This is a genomic window from Hahella sp. HNIBRBA332 (genome assembly GCF_030719035.1).
Taxonomy (GTDB): Bacteria; Pseudomonadota; Gammaproteobacteria; order Pseudomonadales; family Oleiphilaceae; genus Hahella.
This window is the reverse complement of sequence record NZ_CP132203.1, coordinates 3,225,788-3,243,177: the sequence shown is the minus strand read 5'-3', so window position 1 is coordinate 3,243,177 and position 17,390 is coordinate 3,225,788. Positions and strand designations below refer to the sequence as shown.

The following is a 17,390-nucleotide window of genomic DNA, read 5'->3' as shown; positions in this document are numbered from 1 at the left end:
ACATTCTTCAAACGGATAGTAGCGTTCACGCTCCAATTTATGGACCCTGTAAATAATTCTGTGTATCTGCCTGGTTATTAAAGATACTCCGTTAAGCGATCTTCGAACTCGATCATAAATCGGTTCAGCGCTGACTTCCAATTCCTGATCGGCATCGTCCATTTCTTCGACGCATCCATGATCGCCAGATACACCACCTTTCTCGCGGAATCATCCGTGGGGAACAGCTTCCGTTTCTTGATCACTTTCCTAATGACGCTGTTAAGGGACTCAATGGCATTGGTCGTGTAGATGGCCCTGCGAATGTCTTCCGGGTAGCGGAACAGAGTGTTGAGATTCTCCCAGTGAAGCCGCCAGGATCGGCTGATCTGGGGATATTTCTCATCCCATCGTTCGGCAAATTTGTCCAGCTCTGAGAGGGCTTCCTCTTCGGTGGCCGATTGGTAGATCCGCTTCAGATCTGTTGTGACCGGCTTATAGTCTTTCCATGGCACATACTTCACCGCATTGCGCACCATGTGCACGATACAGAGCTGTATCCGGGTTTGGGGATACACGGTATTGATCGCTTCGGGGAAACCCTTCAGACCATCCACACAGGCGATCAGAATGTCCTTCACGCCCCGGTTCTGTAACTCGGTCAGCACATTAAGCCAGAACTTCGCCCCTTCGGTTTCAGAGATCCACATCCCTAACAGTTCTTTGTGACCTTCCAGATTCACTCCCAAGGCAAGATAGATCGCCTTGTTGATCACCTGCTTATCCTGGCGGATCTTCACCACAATACAGTCCAGGTATACGATGGGATAAACCGCATCCAGAGGACGAGACTGCCATTCCACCACCCGCTCAATCACGGCATCCGTGACTTTGGAGATTAAGGTGGGAGAGACATCCGCGCCATACATTTCCTTAAAGGTGGCCACGATCTCTCGGGTGCTCATGCCTTTGGCGTAGAGGCTGAGAATCTTGTCGTCCATGGTGGTGAAGCGGGTCTGCTGCTTCTTGACCAGTAGAGGCTCAAAGCTGCCCTGACGATCTCTGGGAGTATTAACTTCAAACTGACCGTCCTCGGTACGGAGGGTCTTGCTGGAATAGCCGTTACGGCTATTGTCTGAATTTGAAGATTGATGTTTCTCGTATCCCAGATGCACATCCAGCTCTGCATTGAGCGCGGCTTCCACGGTCGCCTTGGTGAGCATCTGACGGAACTCGTTGAGATCCTTTTCTGTTTTCAGAGATTTGGCTGCCTCACGGGCAAATGCTTCTAATTCTTTCTGGTTCATTGTCTACCTATCCTTAACCCCGCTATAGGGTACTAGTGATAGGCAGATACACAAATTAAATTACAGTCTCAATTTATGAAGCCGTGGCCACCCTTCTATGTAGGTAGTTTCTCCTGCTTTACTGTTGCTTTGCTGTAGGATTACCAGCGGAATAGTATTCCGCACAGGCTACTCGGAACGCGACAGATGCAAAGGGGGTCTTGTCCAAAACCTTAATTTTTATATGCACCCATTTAAAGACGCAGTTACCTTAATCTACATGTTTCGAAGCATCATGGCTCAGCGAAGTCGTTTTTTAACTTGGTGAAAGTAATTAGAGCCCAGTCCTATGCGCCTTTTGCAACGGTATAGAGCGTCTAAGATGAATCCGCTGGGCCCTGACTTTAAAAGGGCTCCAGTCTGTTCAATCGACCTATCTGGAACGGAACTCAGGTTCCGTAATCCTGCCCATGAGGCGCCATTTTCTTGTGAAGATCCTCCTGATCACATAGATATATACAAGATAGAAAATTTTGATATTTGGCCTAACAACAAGGGCATGACGCTTATTTTGGCGAGAACTGGGTGGGGATTTTGGGACTCTCTCTTCGGGGGAGATGGGATGCTGGGCTATGTTATGATGCAAATGATATTGCAATGTAGGGCTCCAAATAACCGACAGGATGATTCATTGTTTAACCCTAACGGTCTAAGTCGTTGGGTGCTTGATACTTGTGAGCAGAGTTGGGGGAGTCGTAATAGGGAAATGCTAGAGGAGCGTGATAACTATCGCAACTTCAGCCCTGAAAGAAGTTTATGGAAATACCCAAAACAGGGAAAGGATTTTAAAGAAATGACTATTAACGGAAACCAATGGCTCTATTATGAAGCGGGGCAGCCTGTTGCAGAAACACCTAAAAAGATTTGGTGTACAGCTATTTCTGATGATCACCTTTTAGATGTTTCTTTTCAGGCAGGAGGAAACCTGAGAAGTTACTTTGATCCAATGCACGATATTGATAGTGCTGTCACCAAAGCCATGAATGAGTTTATGGAAAATATATACATAAAATTCTCTCCAAGTACACAAGAAGAAAGGAATAGGTATAGATCTTGATTTTGGATCTGTGAGTTCAGTCATTCGCGCCCTGTGAATTCGGGGCTTTTTTGTTTTTAGACTGAATAGAGTAATGCTTGTATCTTTGATGGGGTGCCATGAACTTATTTCGTCGAAAGAGTAAAAAGACTGGCCCATGTGTACCCATTGGGCCTAACTTTAAAAACGCGAAGCGACAAAGCACGTTTTTGTCCGGCTCGAAGTTGTCAATTTGCTTGAACCGGCATACGCCAGTTGTGCCTTCTGAGCCACAAGTAACGCCAAAACAAAGCTACAACATATTTACCGACGCGGCATACAAGAAAGAAATTGCTTCTGATTTTGAATACTTTCGGCTGTTGACGTGGTGCGGGAAGTTTCGGAAGGCGGTTTTTTCCAGCTATGTCGGCCACCTGGAATTGTCGGTGACAGTCAAGAAGCGCATCCCTTGCACAGGGGGTCAGTCGCTTTTAATTCCGGCTTCGTTTGAAAGCCGAGTATTGGGAGATATTACAAGAAACTATGGGGACAACTTTTATCATGGTAAAAGTGCGTACGACGCGCCATGCGATTGGCGGGTTCACGACCATCTGCCTGTTCCCGCTGTAAGTTATGAGGCGCGCCCAGTTATGGGTCCGAGCGATTCTCGCGGAGTGTTCTTTGTATTTCCTCTTGATCATGACGTTTATGTTTTATTTTATTTCGGGTTGGTTCAGTACAAATCAGGCACTCTCGCTCAACAGGACGCTGCGATTTCCCCCGAGCCTGTTTACGAGTGGACTCGGCAGATAATCAACAGCGTCACCTTAGAGCCTTCTCCGTCCTTGAAAGAAGAGATTGAAAAAATAAAACAGAGTTACCCTGATTCCAAACTGAGCCAGAAGGTGAAGCCCCTTAAATGGAGTACGCCGGAGCAGGACGCCGAATGGGAGGAATATCAAAGGCGGGAAGCTGAGAGCAAAAAGGGTTTCGAGGAATTAAGAGAGGAGATGAGCCGTCCTGAAGTGAAGGCCCAGCAAGAGTGGCTAATGAACGCTTCGGCGGAAGAACTTACTCGTCTTACGGAGCTGGCGATGGAGGATGAGAGGAATAATCCAGACGCAAAGCCGTTCGTGGATGAATTTTCCGCCGAAGAACTCGCTCAATTTATGGACTTGCCGCCGGAAGAGGAGAAGAAACAATCCGATGAGGACGCGAATAATAAAGACCAGGGTTAGCCTTGTATCCGTAACAAAGAGGCATTCATTACAGCCGAGCATGGACAGGAGAGGCAGCAATGGCCCGTCCTTGGGTTTATCACGTTTCGCCTAGTCATCAATCTCATCAATATCGCCTTTTGCACTGAAGTAATGCGCCTTTCTGCTCCCCGTTGGCGCCCACTCTCATTGGAAAGCCCCGCTTACGCGGGGTTTTTCATTTCCCGGGGTTATAAACTTTGCACTCATATGATCGGGTGATTATTTGCCCGCTTTGCCGGGTGGCTTTTGACCCGCTTTTCTCTTTTTCTGATATATGGGTCTTGTGTCAACCAGAGGTGTTAGCCGGTTTTCTGTGGCTTATCCTGGCGGTGCGAGGAGGGAGGGCGCCTCCAGCCCTGGCGCGCAACTTGCTGCACTGGAATGGGTGAGCTGTTGGGAAGGAGCATTGCTTATGGAAATGGAGCATGAGGATGACATCCTAAAAGTGTGTCGGAAAATTGTTGAATACCTGAAAAGTCATCCCTCTGCGGCGGACTCGCTGCAAGGTGTGATGCGCTGGTGGTTGGCGGAGGAAGCGGATGCGTACTCCTGGGACAGTGTGCAACGGGCGCTGGAGGGGTTGGCGCGTCAGGGCGTTATTGGGCGGCGCACTCTCAGTGATGGCGGTGTGATCTACTATTCCCTTGAAAAGTCTTGAGATGATCACATGGAAGAAAGTAAGGCGAGTTTTCACACATTGCGCAGTCAGAATAGGAGTAGCCAATGAAACCCGATGAATTCATGAAGAAATACGGTTTTGTGGAAGAAGACGAGAAAGAGCACAGTCTGCAGGAAAACGCGAAAGAACGGGCCAGGCATTTACATCGACCTAATTCAGGAACACCCTTCGATTGGGAGGACTGGGAACGTTATCGCAAAGAGCATGATGTGGAGGAGGGCGAGGCTGACTAGTTAATTGTAGAGCCAGCCCTCTCAGTCTCAACCATGAACGGGTTTAACTTGGGCGTGGGGTGGCGCCCTAACTTGTAGCCCATACTTAATATCCTGAGTCATATCTCCGTAGGGAGCGTCAGGTAAACAAGTTCATCAGCCGTGAGGCAGTTCCAAAAAGAAGCGGCACCCTCCCTCCGGCAGGTTCTGGAAGCCGATACTCCCCTGATGTTGCTCTATGATGGCTTTGCAGATATAGAGGCCGAGTCCAGAGCCGCCAGTGCTGCGGTTAGCGGCGGTGTCGCCTTGGGCGAAGCGGGTGAACAGGCGTTTGGCGAGTTCCGGCTTGATGCCTGGCCCTTGGTCGATAACGTCGATGTGCAGCCGCTCTGGCGCATCCTTGAGCGCGACTTTGATCTCCCCACCATGAGGAGAGAATTTCAGAGCGTTGGAAAGGAGGTTCTGCAGCACTTGTAGTAAGCGATCATGGTCTGCCTGTATGAAGGTCGTATCCTGGCGTTGATAACATAGCGTCACATGCTGCAGTGAGGCCGACGGGGAGATTGTGTCCACGGCCTCCTGGATCAGATCAGCCGGGTTTAAGGGCGTTATGTCCAAGGAGAGTTGTCCTGACTCGATACGTTCAATGTCCAGCACCTCATTTACCAACTTAACCAGTCGAACAGTATTATTGCAGGCCATCTGCAGCATATGGGCTTTTTGCTCAGGGTTGTGCTCAAAGCGGCCACTCTGCAACAGTCCCAGTGAACCCTGGATCGCGGTTAAAGGCGTGCGCAATTCGTGACTCACCACAGCGACCCATTCACGGCGTATATGGTCGAGACGGTCTTTTTCCATCTCGGCGCGACGTCTGGCTTCCTCGTAGATGTATGCGATGATGGCGACAAAGGTCATTGAAGCGACGCTGGCGGACAACCGGCCTACCAGTGAGTCTTCCCAGCCTTTGCCTTGAATCAGCCCAGTGTTGTGGGCTCCAAGAATTGCCAGTAAGCCGATGGCCGCCAGCAGGACAATCCCCGGCGCACGATATCTATCGCCGACAAAGCCTGCGATCAGAGGCAGCGTGGGTAACCAGGTCAGCACGCGAGAGGTAAGGCCGCCGTCGCTCCAGGCGGTGGCGAGGATGATGAATAGCGTGGACAGTAACAACAGATCCGCCGCCAAACCAGGACGCCCTGTCAGCCAAAGTGCAATCAAGCCCGATAGCAATGATGGCGTGGCGAAGGCGACCACCAACGTGGAGGCGGTCCAGCCGTCAGTGGCGTAGCGAACTATGGCCATCATGGCGGCGCTGATAAAGCCATAGAGCAACAGGCCGACGAGTACTCTTCGGCGGCTTAGTTGCGCCTCGGATAAAGATGCGCCGCCAGGAATGAGTCGGTCGAGCAGACTGACATGCAGCTCTTTGAGTCTTCTCATGGGGCGTTGCGTTCATTGCTGGACTTTCCGGTGTTCCATCCATCGCCGTCAATGTGGTCGCTACGGGGGGCGGGTTGAAACCAGAGAAAGGCCAACTCTTGGGGCGCTGGAGTCAGTCTGTTGTTTAACTTTCAGTTTAGACTAGAAATCAAGGCAGTTTAGACGAGAAATCAAGGTTATAGCGCGGAGTAAAAGTTGGCGTCGTCGCCGGGAGCGGCGTTGCGAGCGGTCTCAAATGCTTTGGACATGGAGTCGGCGATAGCGGCGGCGCGCGTCTTCATCAGTTCTGCTTTGGGCCCTGCGTGGCGGCGGTCCACTTCCTGTCGCCACAGGGTTAGCCAGCGCTCGAAGTGTTCTGAACGCAAAGGGGATTTAGCGTCCAGCGCCGCATGCGCTTCGTACACCCTGCCTTGGAAACCTGCACGCACCCCAAACAACAGGGAGTTCCAGAAGGCGACGATGCGCGGCAGATGAGCAGGAAGGTCGATGGCCGCAACTTCAGTAAAGAAGAAGCCCACTTGTTCATCATTTAACAGCAGAGCGTAAAAGCGCTCGACGATATCCTGGATATCATCGACGCTGGCGATGTCCTGCGCAGGTTGCACGGTCACAAATAAACTCCCATTTGTTGCAGTCTTATGCGTCTGCAAACGCTTTGCGCGCAGCGCCGGGAGCTCCCCAGGCGAATGCGGCGTTCAGCAGCGCGCACATAAGCATAACGGCGACAATAGGAACCAGTGTGCCGTCGGACAAAGCGGATGACAAGGCGCTGATGGCGCCGGAAATAGTGAACTGCAGCGCCCCCATCAACGCAGACGCTGTGCCGCTGTTGCTTTTAAAAAACTGGATGAAGCAGGCGGAGCCGTTAGGCATGGCGGCGCCCAGCGATCCCACGGAAAGCATGAGCGCGGGAGCGAACAGATACAGTGATGGATAAAAGAAAACGATGGACATCAGCAGAATCACCCCGAAAGTCTGCAACCATACCGCCAGTCGCAGCAGTTGAGCGGATTCCACCCAGGTCAGCAGCGCCCTGTTGACCATGCTCATCAGGGCCATGACTGCGATGTTACCGGCGAAGAGCAGGGAAAAGGCGAATTCGGATAAGCCGAACCATTCCTGATAGATAAAAGACGCGTGAGTCAGAAACGTCAGCATGACGCTGAAGCCCAGAGACTGAATAAAGATGAAACGCAAGGCGGAGGTATTTTGCAGAATCTCCAGATAATCCGCCAGCACATTGCGTTTGGGCGGCGGAGAGTGCGGTGGCGCATCGGCGAATAAAGAAAACCATAACGTGACGATCACCACGCCGGTATAAAACGCCAGAAACAGGAATATCCAGCGCCAGTCAGCAAAAGCGAGAATAGTGCTGCCCAGTGTCGGGGCGATGGCCGGCGCCGCGATCATGATTAACCCGATCAGGGAAAACAGTTTGGCGGTTTCCTGTCCTTCCGTGCGGTCGCGAATGATGGCGGGCACGCTCACCGCGCACCAACCGCCGCCAAAGGCCTGGGTAAAGCGCCAAATAAGCAGGGAGGCCAAACTCTCACTTTGCGACAGCATGAGACAGGAGAACAGGAAGACGCCCAGGCCGATGAGCATGATTCGGCTGCGGCCAAGACGGTCCGATAACGGGCCGCCGATTAACTGTCCGATGGCCAGACCCAGAATGTATACGCTGATACTGAGAGAAACATCGTGAATATCTGCGCCGATCGCTTTGGCGATATCGGGAAAGGCGGGTAGATAAGTGTCAATGGCGAAAGGGCCAAGGGCGACCGCCATCGCCAGGATAAAGGCTAGACGTGAGTGGCTGCTGGAAGATGTCATGAGAGTCGGCTGCGCTGCAGGGCTTTGAACGAAAAAACAACAAAGCTTGGTTATAACGAAGAAAGCAGGCTAGGATGCCTAATCCTGACCGGCCGGACAAGTGGTAAATTTCGAATTCCTTATGTAATTAATTCGAATTGAAAAATTAACGAATCTACTCACCGCCATTCCGCATATTCCCTTCGGCTGATTTCTTTAGTTTGGAATTGCAGTTAGATTGAACTTACCCTGAAACACAATAAAAATTGATTTTATGTTGCACGATAGATCATTTTTACTGAAAGCGAAAGACGCCCTTACTGAAGCGGATCTGCTCAAGACGGAAAGCCCATTTTACGCCAGCGTATTACTGCGGGAGGCAGGGCGCACTATGTTAATGCCGGACCGTATCGGCGCAGCCTGCTGGATTGGAAAAAGCTATTCATTGCGAGACATTCCATCTTCGCAATCAAGATATTACGCCAGATGGTTCAAGGACTTGCTGGATCGTTTGCGCCAGGAGCGGGTGTTTCTGGTGTATAACGACGACGCGCCGCCGCAAATGCCGATTTTCCAGCGCAGCAAGTTCGGAAATGGTTTGGAGGCCGCCCCGGATTGCGCCGAACTCGCATCTCGTCTGCTCGGTGAATTGAATTCTGATATGGCGCAAAACGTGAAAAGCGAACCCGCCTCCCACGCTAACCAAACCCGGCGGAAAAAGCAGGCAGCCTTGATGTTTGAGTAATGTTTGCACACACGGGCAAAAAATGGTCTCATTGCGCGCCTTTTTGTTGTCGTGGTGTATTTCATGAAAAAGTTGTTCGTCCTGGCGGTGATCGCGGGTCTTATTTATCAGTTCAAGCCGGAGTGGATTCCGTTTACGCAGCCTGAAGGCGCTTACTATGCTGATGGCTCTCCCAAAACGCTGCTGTTTACCTTCTCCGATTGCAAACAACCCTGCGCTAAAGTGAAAGATGACTTACAGCGCAGAGGCGCTTCTTTTGAAGAGGTAGTGGTGGACGCCAACGCGGAAAACCGCCAGTTGTGGGATAGCTTCTCTCCTTATAACTCATTCCCTCTGCTGATTGTCGGTAAAGAGCGCGCCTATGGCGATATGAGCATTGAGGTGGCGACGACGCTGGCGTTGAACTATGGCGATGGCCTGCTCACTTCAGAAGAGCGCGAATTGACGTCTTCCCACTTCAACGCAGATGGCTCCCCGAGGGTGGTGATGTATAGCGCCGATTGGTGTCCTTATTGCAAAAAGCTGCGCGGCGCATTTAGGGATGACGGCATGGCGTTCAAGGAAATTGATGTGGAGAAGGCGCGTAATAAAGAGCAGCTTATCCGTACCCTTGGCATCAGCGGCTACCCCGTGACTTATGTGGGATACCGTCGGGTGGTGGGAGATGATATCAAGGCCATAAAGAAAGCGCTCGCCAGTTATTAGTCGTCGTTATTAACACGGCAATGATTTTGGCATGTTAATAACCTGGCGTATGGATGCGCCTGCGCGGTGGCGGGCCGCGGAAGACAGAGCCTGACATGGGCAGGCCCTGTCGTTGCAGACAAATAGAAGGAAGCTATTTGTCTGCCTGATTAATAAACATCCAAGCATGAGAAAGGCCGCTACTGCGGCCTTTTTATTTCAGATTCTCCTGCAGAATATTGCAGAACAACGCCCCCTGCTCGATGGCGTCGTCCAGAGCCACATGGGTATGGGGCAGGGGATCAAACCAATGTTGAGGCATCTTACGTTTGGCGGTTTCCCTGAAGGGCGTTTTCAGCACCGCCATTGCGTAGCTTTTGATGTCCAGCGCAGAGTGAGAAAACGGACTCTCGCCGGCGAACTTCATCAGATACCAGTAGACGAACATAAAGTCATAGGACGCTGGATAACCAACGAAAACGGGTTTGCCGGGCAGTTGCTTGAGCCACAGCAGATACTGCTGCATTGCCTGTTGCGGTGGCTGCAGATCCTGGCGACAGGCTTCCCAGGCCACCTGATTCTGCTCCCACCAGGCTTGCGTATCCGGGTGGGCGGACGCTTCAGGGAGCGTCTCCAGGTTGGCGGAGAATGTCCCGACTAATTCCTTTTCCGCTGTATAGGCTGCTGAAGCGAAGCTCAGCATGGAATGCGGCCCGGGAATCGGTCCGTCCGCCTCCACATCGGTACTGACATAAATTTCTGGTTTCGCCATGAGTCACCTGTGCTAATTAAGTAAGAAATGCGTCGAAAGACTTAATCATTGGCCGCTAAATAGGGCGCAACGCCAGTGAATACCGGGCGGTAGAACACCGCCTCCGCCTGCGACAATTCCGCCAACGGGTACTTCTTGCCTTTCCGAAAGCGGGGGTTGTTAGAGTCGGTCACTTTGCCATGGCTCAGTAGCGCCTTGATCAATACTTCTATATATAGGCTACGTATGGGAATTTCATCCTGGATGAAAACCTCCATGATTGCTTCCAGCAGATATCGCTGCGCTGCACGCAGTCCTTGATACTTTAATATGTTGTGTATGCAAGGGATTCCGTCTGAGAGGATGTCGCCGCGAGAGACCTGCGCTCCCTCAAGAACTGGAGAATAGAAATAGCTCGGCTCGAGTGTGTGACGCTTTCCATTCGTTTCCGTAATGGTGGGGTGCAATAGACTTCCACCGTAGCGAGAGGTAGGGGGGACCTTTTCGAATGAAAGGCGCCCGTTAACAGGTGATATTATTTGTTTTTGTACATAAGCGTATTTGGAGGCGCGTCCAGTCAGAAAGTATTCCAGTTTGTCAGGGCAGTGATGGTGGTCTGTGTCTGGGCTCTGCTTATCCCTTGCCCCTATTTTATCGCCTTTGTATACGGTCGCTTTGTCAGTGATGAATATAGAGTCGTCAGGGAAGAGTGGAATCTTGGAGAGTTGTTCACCGGACTCGGAGTAAATAATTATTGCAGGAGACTGGGTGCGATCATCTTTGTCGCCTGTGTTTAAAATTCTGATGTGAATTGGCTCGACGCCAAAGCTGGGTGACTCTTCGAAGTTTGCGCCTTTAATAAAATGATGGAAGGCGGCCACGCCATCTTCGAGAGCAATAATTGGCTGTTCGTAATGATGCGCCTTGAAAAGAGCGTCTCCAGCTGCGACGTGTTCCCCGTCTTGTACTAACAATGTATCGCCATAACCAATTCTGACACTGGACCACGAATTCCCAGCGTCATCTCGGATATTAATTGTGCCTTTATATGAGCAGGCCACAGGCTTGTTTTCCGCTTTATTGATAATCGTGTCGAGCTCTGCAAATTGGACTCGCCCAGCGGTCTCCGCCCGAGTGGTAATATATGGTTCGTTGCGGTTTGTACGATACGTTCCACCAAATAAATAGATAGCAGCAAACTTGATAGTTTTAGATAAATGCGCGAATGTAATGTTCGTCAGTGCGGCGATATTTGTGTTGAGCGGCGACCAGCTTTGATGCGTTGGAGACTCTCCACAACAGACTTGGCAGACGCCTGCTTCTGATTGGCAAGTTAGCGGGGAGCGCACAACAATGCCGGGAACCTGATGGGCGAATATCTGATCAAGATGACGTGGTCTGATGACTTTATTGGCGCCTAGGATAACCTGACCAGTTGTTGGCGATATGACGGGTTGAGACGTTACTCGCCCTATAAAAGCCGCGTTATTTGCAATCTCTGAATCAAATAGAGGTATGGGGAAGCCAACTTCGGCGTTGCAGTCTTCGATATGCGTGACTAGTGATGGGTTGATTTGAGTCAGGTTGTGAAACTGCTTTGCAGCATTGTGCTCCTTTCGCATATTCGCTTTCATTACCTGGCGATAATTCCCTGCTTCAAGCAAAATCTCAATTGGACTGAGCCCACTCGCTTTATTGCTTGGAAAGTTTATTTCTAGGTATTCGGATTGGTGAGTAGTAACGACGCAACCACCTATCACAGGGATACGGGTTGAAGCGTACTCCTTTCCAAGTGCGCATACTTCAGTGTGCCACTGCGTCGGTGGAGTAAGGCTGAATCGTTTTAAATGAAGAGCATTTGCTTGTTTGGTTATCGTAGAGATCGTTTTGGAGAGTATATCGACATGATTGTTATAGCGATCTCTTTGGGTGAAAAGTCCTGCTTCATACTGGTCGTAGAACTCCAGCAGCTCAGACTCACTCTCCTTCCGAAGTCGCGGTAGATCCGGCAGTGTCTCCAGTTCTTTGAATGATGGAGAGATTGTGAGATGGGGGCGGTAAGTCTGCGCCAATGTGGTCAATATCTCCGCAAGCATGGGAAGGTCAAAGCTCGACTCCAGGGCCACACGGGTGAACAGCGTGTCGAGAAACAGTTTGTTGAAACAGCGGTTCAGTTCCTCTAATGAGAACCAGCGTGAGAGACTCCGGCTCGCCAAGATACGACCCACCGTTGAGAGCGTGCGGTTGCGACCGACTCTCACTTGTTGTTGTAGTGACGCCAGACCTCGATCATATCGATGCGCCGCTTCGTCAGGGTGCAGCAGGTCCAGAATTGGTTTGGCGTCATCTCTACAGGTCAGCTCGTATAAGGTGATGATATCCGCATCGTTCAGTGTGTTGTGTCCAGGAAACTTGAACTCCTTGTCAGGGTCACATGCAAACTGTTGAGCCGCATTGACTATCTGGGCGCCTGTTTGCAGATAGACCCTGACTCTGGCTCCGTATTCCACATAGTTGTCGGGGTAGTCCTGCGCCGATAACTGGATGGTCGGATCGCCAGTAAGACAAGGGATAAGGCTCAAGCTTCGCCAAGGCGAACCCGGGAAATGTATCGCTACCCGATTCTTCGACATGAGCGTCGTTAGGGTCTCAGGCAGGACAGATGAGGAGAGGGTGCGGATATTGTCCTGTACGAGGCGGGGCGTCAGAAGCGGTGCGAACACTTTGATAGCGACAGACAGGGGCAGTCCCACATGTCCTTGGCGCATAAGCGGCGAATGAACGCTGACTGCGCCTGTTTCGTTTGGATAATTCAATCCTTCGACTATCAGGGCCCGTAAGTCCGGCGCTAAATCTTTTATTGCATGCATATCGAATACCCGCTGTTGACAGATGGTCAATGAGCCGTATAATGGCGCTTATATACCTTCCATAAGTTACATATCTTCTTGTTTTCCCTGACAAAAAACCGTCAACGTTAATACTCTTTCATCCTTCTTGCAAACACTTTCCTATATGATGGCGTCTCCGTCGATGGAGTGGCGTTTATCCTTTGCTGATGCGGGTTGGCGACGGCAATTTCAGGCTTGCGTTCTATACTAGTGGCAGGACTGAAACCAAGTTTGCGAACTTTTGCAATCTGCGTTGAGGACAAAGGGATGAACGGACAAGAAAGAGTGTTGTTGGACGCCAGGCCGGGGCAGGCGGTTTATAACCGCATTACCTTGCCCTTTTACGATTCTATGGTGCTTGGCTTTTCCAATCATTTCGCTTGGCGTTGTCCATCGGCGAATCTGCTCGAACTGTATAACCGGAACCTGTCTGCGTCTCATCTGGAGATGGGCGTGGGCACCGGCTACTTTCTCGATCATTGTACTCCTGCCGTTCGGCTCGAAAAGCTGACGTTATTGGACTTGAATCCAACTTGCCTGCGTTATACCGCCGGTCGCCTCAGGCGCTATCAGCCAAGACTGTTGAGGCACAATGCGTTAGAGCCATTCCCTTTGGACTCACATCAGTTCGGCTCTGTGGGATTGAATTACTTACTGCACTGCATGCCCGGCTCGCCGGAGCAGAAGGGCGTTGTATTTGATCACGTGAAAGCCGTGTTGACGGAGGTAGGCGTCTGCTTCGGTTCGACGATCATTAATAACGGTGGGGAATCCCGGTTGGGCGGACTGTTGAAGATGCTCTACAACCGCAAAGGAATTTTCAGCAACCTGAAGGATACCGCCGACGCCTGGATCGAGCAGTTGGAAGCTAGGTTCAAGCGGGTGCAAACGCAAGAGATCGGCGCTGTTCTGCTGTTTTCCGCTAGAGACTGATCTTGTTGCGGTCACTATTTGACTGACGACAAAGAGCTAAGCAAACATGGCAATGACTTCAAAAAGAACCGGAATCATCGCGACAGTGGCCATAATCTGGCTGATCGTGACTTCTTATTTTGTATACCTCAGTCTCACCTCTGAAGCGGACTCCGACCGCCGAAGGGATATGCGAGAGTTTCAGCATGGCGTGGATTTCGTTCGCCGGGCTGACGGTAAATATGTGCTGATCTGGTCCAGCTCCGGATCGCCGCTGGATCCCAAGGAAGCGGATGGCGATGAGTGGATTCATGATGTTTATTACTCCTTCATTGACCCGAAAGATCCCCAGCTCGACCCGGTCACGCTGATCTCTGCGCCCTTGGCCCAGGAGCCCGCCAGTTCCGCCATCAATGACGATGGCCATATCATGGTCACCATGGAGGACGCCTGGAATGCGGAGAATGTTCTGGCGCAGACTTTCGGACTGTATGACAGCGACATGAGTCCGATCAAAGCCTATCAGCAGGTTGTCTATGATGGCGGGCACTCCGGCCATGTGACGGCGGCCGGTAAGCGTTTTGTGGTGTTTTATTCAGATGAGTGGGTGGATGGCGGCGGTGTCGACGACCTTGGTTCCGGCGACGACGTGATGATGGCGGTCTACGACACCCATGGCGAATTACTGCATGAACGTGATGTCGCCGTTGGCGACCGCACCCGGGACTGGTGGCCGCTGGCGGCGGGCTCCGATCGCAGGGCGCTGCTGGTGTGGCAACGCTTTGTGGACGATAAGCCCTACGCCCGCCTGATGTATCGCATGTATGATCCAGTGGGCGATAAATGGGTGAAAGGGGAGACCGAGCTGGTCAAAACCCAGGAATACTACACCTATGATGTGCAATACATCGGCGCGATTGACCGTTTTCTTGTCACTGGCGCCTACAGCAACGGCGGCGGATTCGCTTATTTGATCGCCTCCGACGGCTCCATCACCGCCAGAAACACCAGCCTGCCGCCTCTGGTGAGGGAAGCGCAGCCGGCCATTCGATCCGTAAATGGCAAACTGTTGGCGGTGTATCCCGCCGCGCCGGACCGGTTGATGGTATTGTCGCTCACCAAGACATCAATCGCGCTTGAGAAACGGATACCCGTGGACTATCGCTGGTCCTACATCGGAACCGATGGCATTTTCCTGGATGACGGCACGGTGTATTTCGTGTCTCTGTCCGCTAATGGTCCCAAACAGCTGAAAGTCAGCGTCAACCTCGATTAAACCTCTCTCCCTGGCCGACGGACTGAGCGCCGTCGGCGATCCCTGTCTATAGTAAAAGTGGCTGTGAATCATAAACCAATGAAAATTCTCTAAGGGAAGGCTCCAAAGGGAAAGGATCAAGGCTATGGCTACAAGACAGGCAAAGTCGGAGAAGGATAAATGGCGGCAGGGTTATAGATTGCGTCCCATAGGGATGCTTGCGCTGGCGTTGGCGTCAGGACTGATGGGATCTTGTGCGTTAAAGCAACAGGGCGAATGGATTCAGGAAGGGGACAAAGTTCCTGGCGCCAAAGGTAATGTGGTGGATCTGGATCAGGGCTGGACCGACGACACTCAGGCGGCGTTTTATTTCTCCTCACAAGGTTCGCGCATCATTCCTTACAAATGGTTTCTGGTGCTGGAGCGCAAGGACAGTCAGGCGCTATTCCGCGCGGATGACCATATGGAACGCATGCGCTACTTGCCCTCCACTCAGGTGGGATCATGGAATCCAGACGGCCTCCCGGTCGGCTTCGTCAAGGATATTGGGAAAAACGGCGAGCAATGGATGGGCTTTAGTTGCGCCGCCTGTCATACGGGACAAGTCAGCTATCGGGGGCAGGAGATTCGTATCGACGGCGGCCCGACCTTGGGCGATGTGCAGACTTTCAACGCCGCGCTGGTGGATGCGTTGAGCAGTACTTATCAGGACAACGCCAAGTTCGACCGTTTCGCCATCAATGTGCTGGGCGAGCCGGACACGGAGGCGAAATTCAAATTGCGCCAGGCGCTGCTGGCGCAAACAGAAGAGCTGGCCACCCGCAATTTGATCAATCACTCCGCGCCGCATCAGCCGGATTATGGGTATGGGCGGGTGGACGCCATTGGGCAGATCTTCAACCAGATCATGGTGTACTTCAACGACATGCCCAACAACGGACATCCCGCCAACGCGCCGGTCAGTTATCCGTTTCTATGGGGAACCCAGCAGTCGGATGTGGTGCAGTGGACGGGCTTTGCGCCGAATGGGCCGTTTGATTTCGGCGCGCTGATTCGCAATGCGGGCGAAGTGCTTGGCGTATATGGCCAAATCAATATTCCTGACGATAAATCGGCGTATCGTTACAAGTCCTCGTTTGACATCAAGGGATTGGGGGATCTGGAAGCCTGGGTGGCGGATTTGCGTTCGCCGGCGTGGCCAACGGAGTACCTTCCCGCCGTCAATCCGGAAGTCGCGGCCCAGGGTAAGATGCACTACGACAAATACTGCCTGAGCTGCCATCAAGTGATTCCCCGCAGTCGTGAAGCGGCGGTCTACAATGCAGTACTGACGCCTATCAACCAGGTCGGCACTGATCCGCTGGAATGGACCAATATGATGAAGTGCTATGAAGCCGGTAAATATGAAGGCCGTAAGAGCATGGGCATCGCAGGCGACCCCATTCCCGCCACGACTTCCGGGCTTGAGCCGTTGGTGAATGCGGCGGTGGGAGGGCTATTGGAGCACACGGCGGACTCTATTGAAGCAGCCTCCGTGGACTATGCCACTGAGCTGCACTCCGAGAAAGCGCGCCTGGAGAAAATCCAGGATATTCTGGAGCAGTTCAAAATCAAGCAGTCGCCATCCGTCGCCTGCGGCGATAATCTCCCGATCAGTGAGGGAACCTATAAGGCGCGGCCCTTAAACGGTATATGGGCGACGGCCCCTTATCTGCATAACGGCTCCGTGCCGAACCTGTATGAGCTGCTGCTGCCGGCGTCGCAGCGCTCCAAGAAGTTTTATCTGGGCTCGCGGGAGTTGGACGTGGTTAAAGTTGGATACATCTCCATGCCGCACATGACGCTGTCCGACGGCACGCTGATCAAAACGTTCGAATACGATACAAGCCTGAAGGGCAACGCCAACAGCGGGCATGAGTATGGCGCCAAAGACATGAAGGAGTCTGAGCGCATGGAGTTGTTGGAATACTTGAAAACGTTGTGAGGCGACGGCCGCCGAGGTGACCGGAGCGCCGTGGGGCGCTCCGGTCTCATCGAACTTTGATCAGCTCGGGAAGATTAAAGCTGTACCCGCCCATGCCAAGAGATAAACGCCTTCTGCGTCTGAGCCATAGGCTACTCCCCGCGCCGGAAAACAACGATTCCTTGCTGACGCTGGCCAGTGACATCGGCATGAGCGAACGTACGCTGACCCGCAAATTTCGCGAAGAAACCGGCCTGTCTCTGGGACAATGGCGACAACTGGCCAGGCTTGCCTGGGCCCTAGAACTACTGGCCCAAGGCGTCCCCGTCACCCAAACCGCCCTGGAGCTGAGATACGACAGCGTCAGCGCTTTTATTACGCTGTTTCGGCGTTATTTTGGGAAGACGCCGGGGCGGTATTTGAAATAAGGACAATTGAAAGTGACGT

At 52.1% G+C, this 17,390-nt stretch carries 16 protein-coding genes; 10 read left to right on the top strand and 6 right to left on the bottom strand.

Annotated elements, in window-relative coordinates:
* Nucleotides 1–77: 77 nt before the first annotated feature.
* The gene (locus O5O45_RS14325; protein WP_305900391.1) at nt 78–1,286 is read right to left on the bottom strand and encodes an IS256 family transposase; all 1,209 of its coding nucleotides are present in this window, start codon (nt 1,284–1,286) and stop codon (nt 78–80) included.
* A gap of 361 nt (nt 1,287–1,647) precedes the next feature.
* On the opposite strand from O5O45_RS14325, the gene O5O45_RS14320 reads away from it, so the two are divergent.
* The 4 genes from O5O45_RS14320 to O5O45_RS14305 all read left to right on the top strand — a co-directional run bounded on the left by O5O45_RS14320 (nt 1,648) and on the right by O5O45_RS14305 (nt 4,511).
* Nucleotides 1,648–2,382: a hypothetical protein gene (locus O5O45_RS14320; RefSeq protein ID WP_305905889.1), complete on the top strand. Its 735-nt coding sequence runs from the start codon at nt 1,648–1,650 to the stop codon at nt 2,380–2,382.
* A gap of 98 nt (nt 2,383–2,480) precedes the next feature.
* Nucleotides 2,481–3,578 (top strand): hypothetical protein, encoded by a 1,098-nt coding sequence (locus O5O45_RS14315; RefSeq protein ID WP_305905888.1) that lies wholly within the window; start codon nt 2,481–2,483, stop codon nt 3,576–3,578.
* Nucleotides 3,579–4,011: 433 nt separating this feature from the next.
* Nucleotides 4,012–4,257, top strand: a complete 246-nt coding sequence (locus O5O45_RS14310; RefSeq protein WP_305905887.1) for a hypothetical protein — start codon at nt 4,012–4,014, stop codon at nt 4,255–4,257.
* A gap of 65 nt (nt 4,258–4,322) precedes the next feature.
* A complete protein-coding gene (locus tag O5O45_RS14305; protein ID WP_305905886.1) occupies nt 4,323–4,511 on the top strand; it encodes a hypothetical protein in 189 nt (62 codons plus the stop codon).
* A gap of 135 nt (nt 4,512–4,646) precedes the next feature.
* On the opposite strand, the gene O5O45_RS14300 is transcribed toward O5O45_RS14305, so the two are convergent.
* The 3 genes from O5O45_RS14300 to O5O45_RS14290 all read right to left on the bottom strand — a co-directional run bounded on the left by O5O45_RS14300 (nt 4,647) and on the right by O5O45_RS14290 (nt 7,763).
* Nucleotides 4,647–5,930 (bottom strand): sensor histidine kinase, encoded by a 1,284-nt coding sequence (locus tag O5O45_RS14300; protein WP_305905885.1) that lies wholly within the window; start codon nt 5,928–5,930, stop codon nt 4,647–4,649.
* A 176-nt stretch (nt 5,931–6,106) separates the two neighbouring features.
* Nucleotides 6,107–6,541, bottom strand: coding sequence for a group III truncated hemoglobin (locus O5O45_RS14295; RefSeq protein ID WP_305905884.1), 435 nt, complete (start codon nt 6,539–6,541; stop codon nt 6,107–6,109).
* 25 nt (nt 6,542–6,566) lie between these two features.
* A complete protein-coding gene (locus O5O45_RS14290; protein ID WP_305905883.1) occupies nt 6,567–7,763 on the bottom strand; it encodes a multidrug effflux MFS transporter in 1,197 nt (398 codons plus the stop codon).
* A 253-nt stretch (nt 7,764–8,016) separates the two neighbouring features.
* On the opposite strand from O5O45_RS14290, the gene O5O45_RS14285 reads away from it, so the two are divergent.
* Together O5O45_RS14285 and O5O45_RS14280 are read left to right on the top strand one after the other, a co-directional pair.
* The gene (locus tag O5O45_RS14285; RefSeq protein WP_305905882.1) at nt 8,017–8,487 is read left to right on the top strand and encodes a hypothetical protein; all 471 of its coding nucleotides are present in this window, start codon (nt 8,017–8,019) and stop codon (nt 8,485–8,487) included.
* A gap of 63 nt (nt 8,488–8,550) precedes the next feature.
* Nucleotides 8,551–9,192: a glutaredoxin domain-containing protein gene (locus tag O5O45_RS14280; RefSeq protein ID WP_305905881.1), complete on the top strand. Its 642-nt coding sequence runs from the start codon at nt 8,551–8,553 to the stop codon at nt 9,190–9,192.
* 193 nt (nt 9,193–9,385) lie between these two features.
* Here O5O45_RS14280 and O5O45_RS14275 read toward each other — a convergent pair whose 3' ends face one another.
* The gene (locus O5O45_RS14275; protein ID WP_305905880.1) at nt 9,386–9,943 is read right to left on the bottom strand and encodes a 3'-5' exonuclease family protein; all 558 of its coding nucleotides are present in this window, start codon (nt 9,941–9,943) and stop codon (nt 9,386–9,388) included.
* A gap of 41 nt (nt 9,944–9,984) precedes the next feature.
* The gene (locus O5O45_RS14270; RefSeq protein WP_305905879.1) at nt 9,985–12,792 is read right to left on the bottom strand and encodes a hypothetical protein; all 2,808 of its coding nucleotides are present in this window, start codon (nt 12,790–12,792) and stop codon (nt 9,985–9,987) included.
* Between the two features lie 288 nt (nt 12,793–13,080).
* Between O5O45_RS14270 and O5O45_RS14265 the strand changes: the two genes are divergently transcribed.
* The 4 genes from O5O45_RS14265 to O5O45_RS14250 all read left to right on the top strand — a co-directional run bounded on the left by O5O45_RS14265 (nt 13,081) and on the right by O5O45_RS14250 (nt 17,371).
* A complete protein-coding gene (locus O5O45_RS14265) occupies nt 13,081–13,746 on the top strand; it encodes a class I SAM-dependent methyltransferase (protein ID WP_305905878.1) in 666 nt (221 codons plus the stop codon).
* Between the two features lie 52 nt (nt 13,747–13,798).
* Nucleotides 13,799–15,001, top strand: coding sequence for a hypothetical protein (locus tag O5O45_RS14260; protein ID WP_305905877.1), 1,203 nt, complete (start codon nt 13,799–13,801; stop codon nt 14,999–15,001).
* Between the two features lie 124 nt (nt 15,002–15,125).
* Complete coding sequence (locus O5O45_RS14255; protein WP_305905876.1) at nt 15,126–16,964, top strand: di-heme-cytochrome C peroxidase; 1,839 nt, start codon at nt 15,126–15,128, stop codon at nt 16,962–16,964.
* Nucleotides 16,965–17,056: 92 nt separating this feature from the next.
* The gene (locus O5O45_RS14250) at nt 17,057–17,371 is read left to right on the top strand and encodes a helix-turn-helix domain-containing protein (RefSeq protein WP_305905875.1); all 315 of its coding nucleotides are present in this window, start codon (nt 17,057–17,059) and stop codon (nt 17,369–17,371) included.
* The last annotated feature ends 19 nt before the right edge of the window (nt 17,372–17,390 follow it).

Coding starts and splice junctions, on each gene's coding strand:
- O5O45_RS14290 (WP_305905883.1), bottom strand. CDS start 7,763: ATGACATCTTCCAGCAGCCACTCACGTCTAGCCTTTATCCTGGCGATG.
- O5O45_RS14320 (WP_305905889.1), top strand. CDS start 1,648: ATGAATCCGCTGGGCCCTGACTTTAAAAGGGCTCCAGTCTGTTCAATC.
- O5O45_RS14265 (WP_305905878.1), top strand. CDS start 13,081: ATGAACGGACAAGAAAGAGTGTTGTTGGACGCCAGGCCGGGGCAGGCG.
- O5O45_RS14315 (WP_305905888.1), top strand. CDS start 2,481: ATGAACTTATTTCGTCGAAAGAGTAAAAAGACTGGCCCATGTGTACCC.
- O5O45_RS14300 (WP_305905885.1), bottom strand. CDS start 5,930: ATGAGAAGACTCAAAGAGCTGCATGTCAGTCTGCTCGACCGACTCATT.
- O5O45_RS14250 (WP_305905875.1), top strand. CDS start 17,057: ATGCCAAGAGATAAACGCCTTCTGCGTCTGAGCCATAGGCTACTCCCC.
- O5O45_RS14280 (WP_305905881.1), top strand. CDS start 8,551: ATGAAAAAGTTGTTCGTCCTGGCGGTGATCGCGGGTCTTATTTATCAG.
- O5O45_RS14325 (WP_305900391.1), bottom strand. CDS start 1,286: ATGAACCAGAAAGAATTAGAAGCATTTGCCCGTGAGGCAGCCAAATCT.
- O5O45_RS14270 (WP_305905879.1), bottom strand. CDS start 12,792: ATGCATGCAATAAAAGATTTAGCGCCGGACTTACGGGCCCTGATAGTC.
- O5O45_RS14255 (WP_305905876.1), top strand. CDS start 15,126: ATGGCTACAAGACAGGCAAAGTCGGAGAAGGATAAATGGCGGCAGGGT.
- O5O45_RS14310 (WP_305905887.1), top strand. CDS start 4,012: ATGGAAATGGAGCATGAGGATGACATCCTAAAAGTGTGTCGGAAAATT.
- O5O45_RS14305 (WP_305905886.1), top strand. CDS start 4,323: ATGAAACCCGATGAATTCATGAAGAAATACGGTTTTGTGGAAGAAGAC.
- O5O45_RS14260 (WP_305905877.1), top strand. CDS start 13,799: ATGACTTCAAAAAGAACCGGAATCATCGCGACAGTGGCCATAATCTGG.
- O5O45_RS14285 (WP_305905882.1), top strand. CDS start 8,017: ATGTTGCACGATAGATCATTTTTACTGAAAGCGAAAGACGCCCTTACT.
- O5O45_RS14275 (WP_305905880.1), bottom strand. CDS start 9,943: ATGGCGAAACCAGAAATTTATGTCAGTACCGATGTGGAGGCGGACGGA.